At 63.3% G+C, this 14,891-nt stretch carries 13 protein-coding genes; 9 read left to right on the top strand and 4 right to left on the bottom strand.

The window, feature by feature from the left end; genetic code table 11:
* Nucleotides 1–35: 35 nt before the first annotated feature.
* The 4 genes from V8192_RS02575 to V8192_RS02560 are packed head-to-tail and all read left to right on the top strand — an operon-like array spanning nt 36 to nt 4,867.
* Nucleotides 36–344 carry a hypothetical protein gene (locus tag V8192_RS02575; protein ID WP_341631493.1) on the top strand — a complete coding sequence of 103 codons (309 nt, stop codon included), beginning with the start codon at nt 36–38 and terminating at the stop codon, nt 342–344.
* A gap of 33 nt (nt 345–377) precedes the next feature.
* Nucleotides 378–1,979, top strand: a complete 1,602-nt coding sequence (locus V8192_RS02570) for a cisplatin damage response ATP-dependent DNA ligase (protein WP_341631492.1) — start codon at nt 378–380, stop codon at nt 1,977–1,979.
* 48 nt (nt 1,980–2,027) lie between these two features.
* Nucleotides 2,028–3,329: a metal-dependent hydrolase family protein gene (locus tag V8192_RS02565; RefSeq protein ID WP_341631491.1), complete on the top strand. Its 1,302-nt coding sequence runs from the start codon at nt 2,028–2,030 to the stop codon at nt 3,327–3,329.
* On the top strand, nt 3,326–4,867 hold the full coding sequence (locus V8192_RS02560) for a S10 family peptidase (RefSeq protein WP_341631490.1): 1,542 nt from the start codon (nt 3,326–3,328) through the stop codon (nt 4,865–4,867). The genes V8192_RS02565 and V8192_RS02560 overlap by 4 nt, the downstream gene beginning before the upstream one ends.
* Nucleotides 4,868–4,930: 63 nt before the next feature.
* Here the strand turns inward: V8192_RS02560 and V8192_RS02555 are convergent, their stop codons facing one another.
* A complete protein-coding gene (locus V8192_RS02555) occupies nt 4,931–5,743 on the bottom strand; it encodes a cold-shock protein (RefSeq protein ID WP_341631489.1) in 813 nt (270 codons plus the stop codon).
* A 213-nt stretch (nt 5,744–5,956) separates the two neighbouring features.
* Between V8192_RS02555 and V8192_RS02550 the strand changes: the two genes are divergently transcribed.
* Genes V8192_RS02550 through rpoN form a run of 5 tightly spaced genes read left to right on the top strand, consistent with a single transcriptional unit; the run spans nt 5,957 to nt 10,016 of the window.
* A complete protein-coding gene (locus V8192_RS02550; protein ID WP_341631488.1) occupies nt 5,957–6,580 on the top strand; it encodes a ribonuclease D in 624 nt (207 codons plus the stop codon).
* Nucleotides 6,573–7,208 (top strand): LPS export ABC transporter periplasmic protein LptC, encoded by a 636-nt coding sequence (gene lptC / locus V8192_RS02545; protein ID WP_341631487.1) that lies wholly within the window; start codon nt 6,573–6,575, stop codon nt 7,206–7,208. Before V8192_RS02550 ends, lptC begins: the two co-directional genes overlap by 8 nt.
* Entirely contained in the window at nt 7,205–7,774 is a 570-nt protein-coding gene (locus V8192_RS02540; RefSeq protein ID WP_341631486.1) for an LptA/OstA family protein, read from the top strand. The genes lptC and V8192_RS02540 overlap by 4 nt, the downstream gene beginning before the upstream one ends.
* Before the next feature lie 14 nt (nt 7,775–7,788).
* On the top strand, nt 7,789–8,544 hold the full coding sequence (gene lptB, locus V8192_RS02535) for an LPS export ABC transporter ATP-binding protein (RefSeq protein WP_341632290.1): 756 nt from the start codon (nt 7,789–7,791) through the stop codon (nt 8,542–8,544).
* An 11-nt stretch (nt 8,545–8,555) separates the two neighbouring features.
* Nucleotides 8,556–10,016 carry an RNA polymerase factor sigma-54 gene (rpoN, locus tag V8192_RS02530; RefSeq protein ID WP_341631485.1) on the top strand — a complete coding sequence of 487 codons (1,461 nt, stop codon included), beginning with the start codon at nt 8,556–8,558 and terminating at the stop codon, nt 10,014–10,016.
* Here the strand turns inward: rpoN and V8192_RS02525 are convergent.
* The 3 genes from V8192_RS02525 to V8192_RS02515 form a co-directional block, all read right to left on the bottom strand.
* Nucleotides 10,013–10,777, bottom strand: a complete 765-nt coding sequence (locus V8192_RS02525) for an endonuclease/exonuclease/phosphatase family protein (protein WP_341631484.1) — start codon at nt 10,775–10,777, stop codon at nt 10,013–10,015. The two genes, rpoN and V8192_RS02525, sit on opposite strands and share 4 nt — an antisense overlap.
* Nucleotides 10,778–10,811: 34 nt before the next feature.
* On the bottom strand, nt 10,812–13,307 hold the full coding sequence (gyrB, locus tag V8192_RS02520; RefSeq protein ID WP_341631483.1) for a DNA topoisomerase (ATP-hydrolyzing) subunit B: 2,496 nt from the start codon (nt 13,305–13,307) through the stop codon (nt 10,812–10,814).
* Nucleotides 13,308–13,378: 71 nt separating this feature from the next.
* Nucleotides 13,379–14,749 (bottom strand): DEAD/DEAH box helicase, encoded by a 1,371-nt coding sequence (locus tag V8192_RS02515; protein WP_341631482.1) that lies wholly within the window; start codon nt 14,747–14,749, stop codon nt 13,379–13,381.
* Nucleotides 14,750–14,891: the final 142 nt, after the last annotated feature.

Here is a 14,891-nt window from a genome sequence, read left to right as displayed (position 1 = left end):
CTGGGCGAATCTGCGTTCAACAGGAGGAACGTTGAATGGCCGCCGATCCGCTCGCCAGGGTGAGAAACGAGATCGGCCTTCGCGTGGCCGAAATCCGCGAAGCGGGCCCTCGCCTCTCACCGCTCGACCTCTATGCCCGGATGGACGCCATTCGACACCTCGCGGCTCTCAACGGTCTTGCGACTCTTGAGGGATTAGCGCGCTGCTCGGCGCAGCTCGCCCTGTTGCCTGGCCACCGGGTCGCCGTGCAGACCTGTCTTGAACATGTTGATGTCGCGATCGACAGCGAACGCGAGACCGACTTTTCGACGATCCTTGCAGCGCTCGCTGTCCGGTTGCACTGACACTCTAACGACGTTCGTGCATTAAGAGGCGCAATGCGCGCCTTTTCGCAGCTGCTCGACGATCTCGTCTACACGCGCTCGCGCAATACCAAGCTCAGGCTGATCGGCGATTACCTCAAGGAAACCCCTGACCCGGACCGGGGATATGGGCTCGCAGCACTGACGGGCACGCTCGATATCCCCCACGTGAAGCCTGCGGCAATCCGCGGCCTCGTCGAGGAGCGGATCGATCCTGTGCTCTTCTACATGAGCCGCGACTACGTCGGTGACACGGCCGAGACCGTCTCGCTCCTCTGGCCCAAGCGCACGGGCGAGCCTCAGCAAATCGACGACGCGACAATCCGGATCGGGGAGGCAGTCCAGCGACTGCGTTCCGCCTCGAGAATGGACGCCCCGCAGGTGCTTGCCGGAATGCTCGACCATCTCGATGCGCCGGGTCGCTACGCGATCTTGAAGCTTGCTCTTGGCGAACTGCGGGTCGGGATCAATGCGCGCCTGGCAAAACAGGCACTTGCCGATGCCTTTGGTCTTGAGATCGGGGCCGTCGAGGAAGTGTGGCACACGCTGAGACCGCCGTTCACGGCATTGTTCGATTGGGCCGAGGGACGCGCCGACCGGCCCTCAGTGCGCGATGTCCCGGTATTCAGGCCGTTCATGCTCGCCAATGCGCTCGAGGCCACCCGGGTCTCGCTCGATGATTACGCGGCCGAATGGAAGTGGGACGGGATCAGGATCCAGCTGGTCCACGCCGGCGGCGAGACACGCCTCTACAGCCGAACGGGTGACGACATCTCGCGCAGCTTCCCCGAGATCGCGGATGCGTTCCGGACGAAGGCCGTGCTTGACGGCGAGCTCCTCGTGCGAGGCGCAGAGCAGGGCGTTCCCGACGTTCACGGCGGCGCCGCGGCGAGCTTCAATGCACTGCAGCAGCGGCTCGGCCGCAAGAAGGTCAGTGCAAAGACGCTCAATGCCTATCCGGCATTCGTGCGCCTTTACGACATTCTGTTTGAAGGCGACGAGGACCTTCGCGATCTGGCTTGGCAGGAGCGCCGAAGACGGCTGGAATCGTTCGCGGCCGCGCTTGATCCGGAGCGATTCGACCTGTCGCAGCTGATCGATGCTCAGCGTTTCGAGGAGCTTGAGAATCTTCGCCTCAATGCGCGCGACGTGGCGATTGAAGGGATCATGCTGAAACGGCGCGACAGCGCCTATGTCGCCGGACGCCGGACGGGCCTCTGGTTCAAGTGGAAACGTGACCCGCTCATCGCGGACTGCGTGCTGATGTACGCGCAGCGGGGTTCGGGGAAGCGCTCGAGCTATTATAGCGACTATACCTTCGGTTGCTGGACCGCGTCCGGCGAACTTCTCCCGGTAGGAAAGGCCTATTTCGGCTTCACCGACGAGGAGCTGAAATGGCTCGACCGCTGGATCCGAAGTCACACCGTGCAGCGTTTCGGACCCGTCCGCGAGGTCGCGAAGGATCTGGTCCTCGAAGTTGCGTTCGACTCGATCCACAGGAGCACGAGGCACAAGTCGGGTCTTGCAATGCGCTTTCCGCGGATCAGCCGCATTCGCACCGACAAGCCCGCACGCGAGGCGGACACGATCGAGGCCCTGCTGTCACTGGTAACTTGAAGGCGGCGCGAGAGGCGCTAATCGTCTCGCTTCTCGGGGAGGATCTCAATGTTCAAGACTTTCTTGGCCGGTGCCGCGGCGCTGGCCATGGCGACGGTCACAAACGCCCAAACCTACGCGATCCAGGCAGGCCATCTCATCGTTGATGCCGCGCAGCAAGAGCGCGGCAATTCGACGGTGATTGTTGAAAACGGTCGCATCAGCCGGATCGAACCCGGCTTCACCGCGCCTTCTGGCGCAATCGTCATCGACCAGCGCGGCCGGACCGTCATGCCCGGCATGACCGACGCCCACGTGCACCTTACCGACACCAGCGGTCAGCCCTGGTACACTCGCTACACCAAGAAATATTCGGACCCGTATGATACGACCATGGGTCTCACGCATGCCCTCGAAATGGCGCGCGGCGGCTTCACCACGGTGCGTGATCTTGGCGGAGAGACGAGCGCGGTCATCGCCGTTCGCGATGCGGTAGCGGAGGGCCGGTTCCCCGGTCCGCGGATCAAGGTTGCGGGCGCGCCGCTGTCGATCATCGGCGGCCACGCAGACGCGACGACCGGCCTTCCGCCCGAACTTGCCGAGGCAATGAACGACGCGCATCTGACACCTTCCGTCTGCACGGGAGCAGAGGAGTGCCAGAAAGTCGTCCGCCAGCTCGCGGCGGCCGGCGTTGATTGGATCAAGATCATGGCGACCGGCGGCGTCCTCGACCCGGGCACGCGGGGACTGGATCAGCATTTCACCGACGAAGAAATGAAGGCCATTTGTGACATGGCCCATTTCAACGGGCTGAAGGTCGCGGCGCATGCCCATGGCGCAAAAGGCATCGATGCAGCGGTCCGTGCCGGGGTCGATTCGATCGAGCATGGCACTTTCATCGACGAGCAGGGCGTCAAGGACATGAAGGCCCGCGGCACCTATTATGTGGCAACCCTCATGGCCTTCAGCGGGGTTGCGAACGCGCTCGGCAAGGGCATCTTGACGCCTGCGAGCGAAGCCAAGACGCGTCAGACCCTGAGCGTCTGGGGCAAGGGCCTCAATCTTGCCTACCGCAACGGGGTCAAGATTGCGCTTGGTACCGACAGCGCAGTCGCGCCCCATACGCTCGCCAATCATGAAGTCGAGCTCATGGTGAGCAAGGGCGGAATGAGCCCGCGCGATGCGTTGATAGCGGCAACCAAGGGCGGTCCCGATCTCATGAACCTGTCGGGAGAAACCGGAACGCTTGATCCCGGCAAATCTGCCGATCTGATTGCAGTAGAGGGAGACCCGTTGGTCGATCCGACGGCTGTGCAGCGCGTCGACTATGTCATGGTCGGCGGCAATCCCATCCCGATGAAAGGACAATGATGCGTTCGTCCCTCCTTGCCATTTCGCTCCTGTTGAGCGCGCCGGCCTTTGCCGCCGACCAGGCCCCCGCCGGCGACGTCCCGCCCAAGGACATGAAGGCCGATGCGGCCAAGGAGGACAAGGACGTCGTCAAGGCCAGCGTGGAGGAAGACGCGCAGCCCGTTCAGCGCTCTATCCCCTTCCATGGTCGAACGCTCGCCTACACTGCGACGCCGGGTCACCTCACCATTCGCAACGAGAAGGGGGAGCCGACCGTCAGCATGTTCTATGTCGCGTACACGATCCCCTCGCCGGGGCGGTCCCGGCCGGTGACTTTCCTGTTCAACGGCGGCCCCGGTTCCTCGACCATGTGGCTTCACATGGGCTCGTTCGGCCCCGTCAAGGTCGACGCCTCGATTCCCGAAACGATTGCGGGACCGCCATTCCGTTACGTGGCCAATCCCGACACTCTTCTCGACATCAGCGACCTGGTTTTCATCGACGCTCCGACCACCGGGCTCTCGCGCCTGCTCGGGAAGGCGGAAAACAAGGACGTGATGGGCGTCGATCCGGATATCGACGTCTTCACGCGGACGATCCAGCGCTACCTCACGAAATACCAGAGGTGGAACAGCCCCAAATTCATCATCGGCGAAAGCTATGGAACGACCCGCGCGGCAGGCCTGGTCGACTCGCTTCTCAACGCCGGAGTGCAGGTCAACGGCGTCACCTTCATGTCGACGGTGCTGAATTTCGCCGATTTCCAGGGAGACCAGGCGGCGATCAACTTCCTTCCGACCTATGCCGCGGACGCATGGTACCACGGAAAGATTGCCGGAAAGCCGCCGCTCGATGTCTTTCTTGACCAGGCGCGTCAGTTCGCCAGCGGGCCATATGCGTCGGCGCTCCAGAAGGGCAATCTCATCGGCGAGGCAGAGAAGCAGCAGGTCGCTCAGCAAATGGCCCAGCTGACCGGCCTGACGTCGGACTACATCATCCGTTCGAACCTGCGTGTCGACCCGGGCCGTTTCCGGCGGGAGTTACTACGCGATCGCCACCAGATCATCGGCCGGATCGATTCGCGTTACCTCGGCACCGAAGCGGACCTCGTCGGCGATTCTGCCGATTATGACCCGCAGGGGAGTGCCATCACCGGCGGCTTCGTGGGCGCGCTCAACGATTATCTCCTGGGCAGTCTCGGCTACAGGACGCCACTGACCTACCGTCCGAACAACTATGCCGAGACGCAGGGCGGGAACTGGAACTTCCAGCACAAGTCGCCCGATGGCCGGCAGCAGCTGGCCGACACAAGCTCGGATCTTGCCGACGCGATGCGGCAAAATCCGCGAATGAAAGTGATGTCGGTCAACGGCGTCTACGACCTGGCGACGCCCTTCTTCGGCGCGGAATATGAGTTCCGCCACATGGCGCTGGAACCTCAGCTCCGGGCGAACATCCGCTACACTTACTATACGGCAGGTCACATGATGTACATCGACCCGCACTCCGCACAGAAGCTCAAGTCCGATCTCGCGGCCTTCTACGCGAGCGCGATGTAGACAAAGGAAAAGGGCCGGCGGAGCGATCCACCGGCCCTTCCGCCCCCTTGAACTTCAGCGAGCTCAGCTGATCGGCTGCAGGTTCACCGCGGCATATTTGCCCCGCCGATCGACCTCGAGCTCGAACTCGAGCCGGTCGCCCTCGTTGAGAGTCGGGATCCCCGCACGTTCGACCGCCGAGATATGCACGAAGGCGTCAGGCTGTCCGTCGTCGCGCTGGATGAAGCCGAAGCCCTTCATGGCGTTGAAGAACTTGACCGTTCCGCTCGCCTTCTCGCCGGTCAGCTGGCGCTGTGGTCCGCCTGCACCGGCGCCGCCGGCCCCGCCGCCGCTCCGCTCGACTGCCATTGGCTCACCTTCGATTCGAAGGTTGGTAGCCGACACCCGGCCGCCGCGATCGACGAGCGTGAATTCAAGCGGCTGCCCGTCGGCAAGGTCCGTCAGGCCGGCCTGTTCGACCGCTGAAATGTGAACGAAGACGTCCTCGCCGCCATCGTCGCGCACGATGAAGCCGAAGCCTTTCTGCGGGTTGAAGAATTTGACGATGCCCTTGCCCTCGCCAACGACCTGCGGAGGCATTCCTCCGCCGCCACCGCCGCGAAAACCGCCGCCACCGCCGCCGCCGCGGAAACCGCCGCCGCCGCCACCGCCGCCATAGCCGCCACCGCCGCCGAAGCCGCCGCGGTCACCATAACCGCCGCCGCCACCGCCGCCGCCGTAGCCGCCGCGACCGCCGCCGCCGCCGCCGTAGCCGCCGCGCTCCTGGAATCCGCCGCCGCCGAACTCACCCGCGAAAGTATCTTCGCCACCGAAACTGTCGCGCTTGTCACGACCGCGCCCGCCGCGGTCCCCCTTGCGCCCTCTATCGAAACCCATGCACCGTCCGAACTTAAAAGAGCCCGCCTATCCCTGAAACCAACGCGCTCGGGCTAAATGGCGCAACTGGTCATGGCGCGTAATCCACTCACGCACCGTTCATGCCCTTACTCGAAAATTGGGAGCGGCTCTAGTGACTCAATTTGGGACGGGGCTGGCAAGGCAGGCGTGAGGCGGACTAAAGCGCTTCCAGCGCTTGTTTCAGGAGTGAGAATGGCAGTTCACTTGCACGAGGAAGATCTCCCCGCCGAGGTGAGATTCGCAGAGGGCCCCATCGCCGTCGATACCGAAGCCATGGGTCTTGTCCCCGGCCGCGACCGCCTGTGCCTGGTCCAGCTGTCCGACGGCAAAGGGGATGAACATCTGGTCCGGTTTGGCGCGGGAAGCGATTATTCGGCCCCCAACCTCAAGGCGCTCCTCGCCGACGCCGGGCGCCTGAAACTCTATCATTTCGCCCGATTCGATATTGGTATCATGAGCGCCTATCTCGGAATCATGGCGGCGCCGCTCTACTGCACACGCACCGCCTCGCGGCTGGTCCGGACTTACACTGACCGCCACGGCCTGAAGGACCTCGTCAAGGAATTGCTCAACATCGACGTTTCCAAGCAGCAGCAGACCAGCGACTGGGGGGCGCCCGAGCTCAGCGATGCCCAGCGCGATTATGCCGCGAGTGATGTTCGCTACCTTCACCAGCTGAAGGACAAGCTCGATCAGCGCCTCGCTCGCGAGGACCGATCGGCGCTTGCGCAGGCGTGCTTCGACTTCCTTCCCACCCGCGCACTGCTCGATCTTGCCGGCTGGCCCGAACAGGACATTTTTGCTCACGATGGCTGAGGCGAGTGCCCGCGAACGCTTCAAGCACCGGTGGGCGGAGCCTGGGAGCGCCCACGATCGGCTCGTGCACTGGTCGAAGATCGTCCTGCCGTCCGCCGTCGGCGTCCTTGTTGCAATCCTCGCCCTTGCCCCGCTCGACAGGAAAGGGGACGTCAGCTTCATCCTCGACAAGAAGAAGGTGCAGAGCGCTCCCGAGCGCATGCGTGTCGAGGCGGCGCGCTATACCGGTACTGACGACAAGGGGCAGCTGTTCGAGATCATCGCGAACAGGGCCATTCAGCGCAGCTCCGACGACCCGCTGGTGGACATCACGGGAATGTCAGCCCAGCTCAAGCAGGCCCAGGGGCCGTTGCAGATCTTTGCCGACCAAGGCCGGTACAATATCGACACGCAGCAGGTCGCGATCGTCGGACCGGTCAAGGTCACTGGTGCCGACGGATTCCACCTGCAGACCAGCGATGTGACGGTCGACATGAAGCAGCGCCAGCTGGCCAGCCAGGGTCCGGCGACCGGTGAAATGCGCCTCGGACAGTTCCAGGCACGCCAGATCCGCGCCGACCTTGGCGAGCGCACCGTCGTGCTCGATGGCGGTGCTCGCTTGAAAATCGTGCAGGGGGCGGTCAGATGAGCCACGTGCGGTTCTTTGGCATCATCCTTGCAGTGACAGCGCTCGCCGGCACCGCCGCGCCGGCGCAGGTGAAGCAAGTACAGCCGGTATCGGCACTCAAGGGCCACAACAGCAACGCGCCCGTCGACGTCACTGCGGACCGCATTGAAGTCCAGGACCGCGCCGACCGGGCGATCTTCGCGGGCAATGTTCATGCAACCCAGGCCGAGATGACCCTCGAGACGCCGCGCCTCACGGTTGCCTATTCGGGAGGCGCCGGCGGCGCCAACAACAATGTCCAGATCCACCGCCTCGACGCCGCGGGCGGCGTCGTCGTCAAAAGCCCATCGGAAACGGCGCGCGGTGACTTCGGTATCTATGACCTTGATCGCAAGCTCATCACTCTCATCGGGAACGTTCAGCTCAACCGCGAGAACAACCAGGTGAATGGCTCGCGTCTCGTGATCGACCTCGACTCGGGCCGCGCCGTCGTTGACGGCGGCCCTCCCGGGGTCAACTCGAGCGGCGGACGGGTAACCGGCCACTTCAGCGTTCCTCAACACCAGCAAAATCAGCCAAAGCAGTGAACGAGACCGCCACGATGCCCCGTCGGGCTGCCAAGACGCGGCCAGTCGACGGCGGCCTCGAAGTACGTTCGATTGCCAAGTCCTACGACAAGCGCACGGTCCTCCATGACGTCAGTCTGGAGGTTCACCGGGGCGAGGTGGTCGGACTCCTGGGCCCCAACGGGGCTGGCAAGACGACCTGCTTCTATTCGGTCATGGGCCTGGTGAAGCCCGACAGCGGGCTCATTTATCTCGACGGCAAGGATATCACCGAACTGCCAATGTACCGGCGGGCAATTCTGGGTCTCGGATATCTTCCGCAGGAAACCTCGATCTTCCGCGGAATGACCGTCGAGGGGAACATCCTTGCAGTGCTGGAGGCCGGCGAACCGGACAAGGACAGGCGCAAGGAGCGGCTGGAGCGGCTGCTTGATGAATTTGGACTTACCGCCCTTCGGGATTCGCCGGCCATGGCGCTGTCGGGCGGAGAGCGGCGACGCTGCGAAATCGCGCGAGCACTGGCCGCCGATCCTTCGATCATGCTGCTCGACGAGCCTTTCGCCGGCATCGATCCGATCTCCATCGCCGACATCCGAGAGCTGGTCAGGGAATTGAAGAGCCGCGAAATCGGAGTGCTGATCACCGATCATAATGTCCGCGAGACGCTCGACATCGTCGATCGCGCCTGCATCATCTACGATGGGCAGGTCCTGTTTGCAGGTACTCCCGAAGCGTTGGTCGCCGATCAGGAAGTCCGGCGCCTGTACCTCGGCGAGAGCTTCGCGCTGTAACGAGTTCACTTATGGGCCTGGGCCCCTCCCTAAGCATCCGCCAGTCACAGCAGTTGGTCCTGACGCCGCAGTTGCGGCAGGCCATCCAGCTCCTGCAGCTCTCCAATCTCGAGCTCGACGCCTTCCTCGCCGAGGAACTCTCGAAGAACCCGCTCCTGGAATCGCCCCCGGAGGAAGGGGAGGAAGCTCCTCCTTCGGCCGACCCCGGGAGCGATGGTGAGACTTTCGACGAGGAGCCGCCCGACGATCCCGGTGCTGACGATCTCATCAGGGGCCACGCTGAAGACGACCGGCCGCTGGATGTCGACTGGCAATCCGAAGCGCTTGAGACCGACAGCTTCTCCGACGTCGTCACCTCGGGAAGCTCCGAAGAGGGGTTTGATTTCGACCGGGTGCAATATGCCGCAAGCTCGCTCGCCGAATATCTGATCGACCAGCTTCACGGCCAGGCGGGCGATCTTGGCGACCTTGCACGCATCATCGCCGAGACTCTCGACGAAACCGGCTATCTGAGCATGCCGCTGGATCAAATCGCGGAGCTCACGGGCGCTCCCATGGCGCTTCTCGAGAAAGCGCTGGAGCTAATTCAGGGCCTTGAGCCACCGGGAGTGGGTGCGCGCTCGCTTGCCGAGTGCCTCGCCCTGCAGGCGCGGGCGGCAGATCGGTACGATCCCGCGATGGCGCGATTGATCGACAACCTGGATCTCCTCTCGAGGGGGCGCACCGCAGACCTCAAGCGTATCTGCGGCGTCGACGACGAAGATCTCTCCGACATGATCCGCGAGCTTCGTGCCTATGATCCCAAACCCGGTTGCCAGTTTTCCGGGCAGCCTGCCGAGGACGTCACGCCCGATGTATTCGTCCGGCGCACGCGAAGCGGTTTTGCTGTCGAGCTCAACCAGGGAACGCTGCCCCGGCTGCTCGTCAACCGCCGCTACTATCAGGAGCTGAAGTCGGGACCGCAGGACAAGAAGTCGCGCGCCTGGCTGAGCGAATGTCTTCAAAGCGCCAACTGGCTCGTAAAGGCGCTCGACCAGCGTGCGCGGACGATCATGAAGGTCGTCAGCGAGGTAGTGAAGCGCCAGCAGGGGTTCTTCGAACGCGGGGTAGCAGCAATGAAGCCGATGACTCTGCGCGAGGTGGCCGAGGCCATCGGAATGCACGAATCGACCGTCAGCCGGGTGACCTCCAATAAATATCTGCTGTGCGATCAGGGGCTGTTCGAGCTCAAATATTTCTTCGGCTCCGGCGTCTCCTCGGCCGAGGGCGACGGCGCAGCCGCCGAGGCAGTAAAGGCGGGGATACGCGACATCATCCAGGCGGAATCCGACATCTTAAGCGACGACGCGATCGCTGCACTGCTGAAGCAGAAGGGCTTCGACGTTGCTCGACGGACCGTCGTCAAATACCGCGAGGCAATGGGAATCGGGTCCTCGATCCAGCGACGGCGCCTGCGGAAGATTGCGGGCTAGGCGCTCAGGCGCACCCAGATCGGGAGGTGATCCGACGCGCGGCGCGCAGCAGCGCTCATGTGGACGCCCGAGGCCTCGATATTGAGATCCCTGTGGACGATGATGCGGTCGAGTTGGGCCACTGGATGGCGGGCATGGAAGCTGGGGCCGGTCGGTGCGATGTGGAACTCCGGTTCGAGTTCATTGAGACATCCAGCGACGGTTCGCCATTCATTGGTGTCGCCCATCAATACCGTCGGCATCTTCTGCGGTCGGCGCGCCACCGCTTGAAGGATGGAGCGCATTTGCCGCCTTCGCCACAACCCCGACAGATCAAGGTGCATTCCGACAACGCGGAGAGGCTGCTCGCCGATCAGCAACTCGGCAATCACGGCGCCCCTCGGTTCGAGCGTCGGCAGTTCGAGCGCCGCACAATCGAGCACGCCGACGTGACGCTTCACGAGAATCGCGTTCCCGTGCCAGCCGATATTGCGAGTGTCGATCTTCAACAGCCGGTCGGTGTGTCGGCGCGCTTTGTCGAACACGCGCTTGTGGCGGACGCCAAGATGGACCGGCTTGTACATGCCGTGACTGTCGATGAGCTCGTGCGGAACCGTCGATCCACGTCCGCCGACGCGCTTGTCGGCTTCCTGCAATGCAACGACGTCGGCGTCGATCTCCTGAAGCACCTTGAGCACCCGATGCGGGTCGCGGCGCCCATCAAGGCCGACCGCCTTGTGCATGTTGTACGATGCAAGGGTGATGCAGGAGCCGCCGGTCACGTCACCGCCAATAGCCGTTGCTCGTGAATGGTTCCTAGACGTCGAGGTTTGCGACGCTCAGCGCATTGTCCTGGATGAACTCCCGGCGGGGTTCCACGACATCACCCATCAGTCTCGTGAAGATCTCGTCAGCGACGTCGGCCTGGGCCACTTCGACCCTCAAAAGCGACCGGTTGGCGGGGTCGAGGGTGGTTTCCCACAATTGCTCGGCATTCATCTCGCCCAGTCCCTTGTAGCGCTGGATCGAGAGGCCCTTGCGGCCCGCCGCAAGCACTGCGTCGAGCAGCTCCGAGGGACGAGTGACAGCGGTGGGCTTGCCCTTGCTTTCACTGACGGCCTGTTCGGCAGCATCGTCGGCGATGGCCGCTTCTTCCTGGTCAGCCTGCACACCCTTCTTGATGGTCCGCAACGTGGAAGGTTTTGCGTAAGCGGCCGCCTGTTCCTTCGCGAGCGAGTCGAGCTTGCGGGCTTCGGCAGAGACGAGAAAGCTCGGTTCGATAATGTAGGCGTCGGTGACCCCGCGCCAGACACGCCTGAGCAAGTAACCGCCTTCTGCAGCAACTTCGCCCGACCAGCTGGCTTCGAGATCGCCTGCGTTCAGCCAGGCGGCAACCTTGGCGACCGCGCTTGTCTTGCTGTCCTTGTCCAGATTGGGCTTGAGCGCGCCCTCGAGCGCGAGCGCCTCGATGAGTGGCGGATCGTACTTGCGCGGCGCGTAGCGCATCAGCGTCCGCATCCGCCGCGCATGATCGACGAGCGCCTTCAGGTCATTGCCGCTGCGCTGCCCCTCGGATGTGTCGAGGACCAGGCCTTCGAGCCCGGCTGCCTCGAGATAGTCGTCAAGCGCGGCATCGTCCTTGAGATAGACTTCCGAGCGGCCACGGCTCACCTTGTAGAGGGGAGGCTGGGCAATGAAGAGGTGTCCGTTCTCGATTAGCTGCGGCATCTGCCGGTAGAAGAAGGTCAGGAGAAGAGTACGGATGTGGGCACCGTCGACGTCGGCGTCCGTCATGATGACGATCTTGTGATAACGCAGCTTCGCAATGTCGAAGTCCTCGCGGATCCCGGCGCCAAGGGCCTGGATCATCGTTCCGATCTCCTTGGAAGACAGCATCCGGTCAAACCGCGCCCGTTCAACGTTCAGGAGCTTGCCGCGCAGCGGAAGGATCGCCTGGTTGTGACGGTTACGCCCCTGCTTTGCCGAGCCTCCTGCTGAATCGCCCTCGACGAGAAAGAGTTCGCTGAGCGCGGGATCGCGCTCCTGGCAGTCCGCAAGCTTGCCCGGGAGGGAAGCGATGTCGAGCACGCCCTTGCGCCGCGTAAGGTCGCGGGCCTTGCGCGCAGCCTCGCGCGCCGCCGCCGCATCAATGATCTTCTGGACGATGGTCCGCGCATGGGCTGGATTTTCCTCCAGCCACTCGCTCAGCTTGTCGGCCATCAGACCCTCGAGTGGCTGGCGCACCTCCGAGCTGACGAGCTTGTCCTTGGTCTGCGAGCCGAACTTGGGGTCGGGCAGCTTCACCGAAACGATCGCCGTCAGACCCTCGCGCATGTCCTCGCCGGTCAGCGCGACCTTTTCCTTTTTCAACAGGCCCGAGCGCTCCGCATAATTGTTGAGCGTCCGGGTGAGCGCTGCGCGGAAGGCCGCGAGATGCGTCCCGCCGTCACGCTGCGGGATGTTGTTCGTGAAGCAGAGAACGTTCTCGTAATAGGAATCATTCCACTCCAGCGCGACATCGATTCCGATGTCATCGCGTTGGCCGGTAATTGAGATCGGATCGGCGATGAGCGGCGTTTTTGCGCGGTCGAGCCACTTCACAAAAGCGGCGATCCCTCCCTCGTAGAACATCTCGACGCTCTTGGGTTCCTCGTGCCGCGCATCGGTGAGGACCAGCCGAACGCCGGAATTGAGGAAGGCAAGTTCGCGGAAGCGGTGCTCGAGACGGTCAAAGTCAAACTCGATCTGCTTGAACGTCTCGCCCGAGGGCATGAAGGTGACGCGCGTTCCGCGTTTTTCCGTCTTGCCCACTACCTTGAGAGGTGCCTCGGCATCGCCGTGCCGGAACCGCATGAAATGCTCCTCACCGTCTCGCCAGACGATGAGATCGAGCCATTCGCTGAGCGCATTGACGACGCTGACGCCGACGCCGTGAAGTCCCCCCGAAACCTTGTACGCATTGTCGTCCGAGGTGTTCTCGAACTTACCCCCGGCATGGAGCTGCGTCATGATGACCTCGGCCGCCGAGACGCCTTCTTCGGCATGGATTCCCGTAGGAATTCCCCGGCCATTGTCTTCGACGCTCACCGACCCGTCAGGATTGAGCGTGATCAGGACGCGGTCGCAGTGACCTGCGAGGGCTTCGTCGATCGCATTATCTGAAACCTCGAACACCATGTGATGGAGCCCCGAGCCATCGTCGGTGTCGCCGATATACATGCCGGGCCGCTTGCGCACGGCGTCGAGGCCCTTGAGCACCTTGATGCTGTCGGCGCCATAGGAATTGCTGTTGCTGTCGGGGGTAGATGCCATAGTCCGGATATAGGGATTTTAAGCCGGAAGTCACGCGCGTGCGCGTGCGCGCACGCGTGAAGCGCGGCGCTCTACCCGTGAGAGCGCTGCGGTCCGTTCCGGCGGCGGCGCCTGCCTGCCTTGCGCTCCGGATTAGCGCCGTCGCTGCGGTGCGCGGGATGGCCCTCGCTACGCTGCGCATGGCGACCCTGGCGATGGTTGCGCGCCTGGCGCTGCTGCCCGACAGCACGCCTGTCGGATTTGGTGGCGGAATGCTGGGCCGGTCGCGCCTTGGGTGCCGGCTTCAGTCGCCTGAAGGCCTCTGCTGCGGCGGCGAACTCGGCGGGAAGTGGTGCGACAAAAATCCGTTGACGGGTGGTGCGCTCGATGTCGCGCAGATTTGTGCGCTCCTCCGGGCTGCAGAAAGCGATGGCGATCCCGTCGGCACCTGCACGGGCGGTTCGCCCGATCCTGTGGACATATTGCTCCGGAACGTCCGGCAGATCGAAATTGACGACGTGGCTGACACCCGGAATGTCGATCCCGCGCGCCGCGATGTCGGTAGCGACGAGCACGGGGACATCCCCTGACCGGAAAGCCGCAATCGCCCGTTCACGCTGAGCCTGGCTCTTGTTGCCATGGATCGCGCTCGCGGTGAAACCGGCCGCTTCCAGCTGTCTCACGATCTTGTCAGCGCCGTGCTTGGTGCGGCTGAAAATCAGCGCACGCTCAATCGGATTGGTTTCCAGGTAGAGCGCGAGCAGTGCCGCCTTCTCGGCCTGGTTCACCATCGTCACGCTCTGCTCGATGCGGGCGACTGTCGTCGCCGTTGGAGTGACAGACACTTCGGCCGGGTTGGTGAGATATTTGTCGGCAAGCTCCCGGATGGACTTCGGCATGGTCGCCGAGAAGAACAACGTCTGTCGCTTCGCGGGAACAAGGCTGACGATCCGCCTCAGTGCGTGGATGAAGCCGAGATCGAGCATCTGGTCGGCTTCATCGAGGACCAGGATCTCTAGCTCGCGCAGCGAGAGGACCCGCTGGTCAACGAGGTCGAGAAGGCGTCCGGGAGTAGCGACGAGGACGTCAAGACCGCCAGCTACGGTCCGAACGCTCTTGTTATTGGGTACGCCGCCAAAGATCACGCCAACGGACAGTTGCATGAACTTGCCATATGCCTCGGCGCTGGCGGCGATCTGTGCAGCGAGCTCGCGCGTCGGTGCAAGCACCAGCATTCGCGCGTGCCCGGGCCGGGGCGAACGGCGGGCTGCTGCAAGCCGGTCAAGAGAGGGAAGCATGAAGGCGGCGGTCTTGCCAGTGCCCGTCTGCGCGATTCCCAAAAGATCGCGGCCGGTGAGGACTGTAGGTATTGCCTGCCGCTGGATCGGTGTCGCCAGCGAATAATCCCTGGCGGCGAGAGCGGCGAGCAGGGGCTTCGAGAGCCCCAGTGAATGGAATGACATGAATTGCTCCAAATGATTGGGCGCGCGCGGCAAGCGCCTCAGCGCGAGGGCCGCGAGCGGGGTCAAAAAGCGCCCCGCGTGAATAGGAGAGCAGAAAAATCGAGACGCGGGCCAGCTCCTCGCTAAAAACTTCGAGGAATCG

It is taken from the genome of Sphingomonas agri (assembly GCF_038148795.1).
In the GTDB taxonomy this organism is placed as follows: Bacteria; Pseudomonadota; Alphaproteobacteria; order Sphingomonadales; family Sphingomonadaceae; genus Sphingomicrobium; species Sphingomicrobium agri.
Note: the sequence above shows the minus strand (reverse complement) of the source record. Positions and strands in the feature narration are given on the sequence as shown.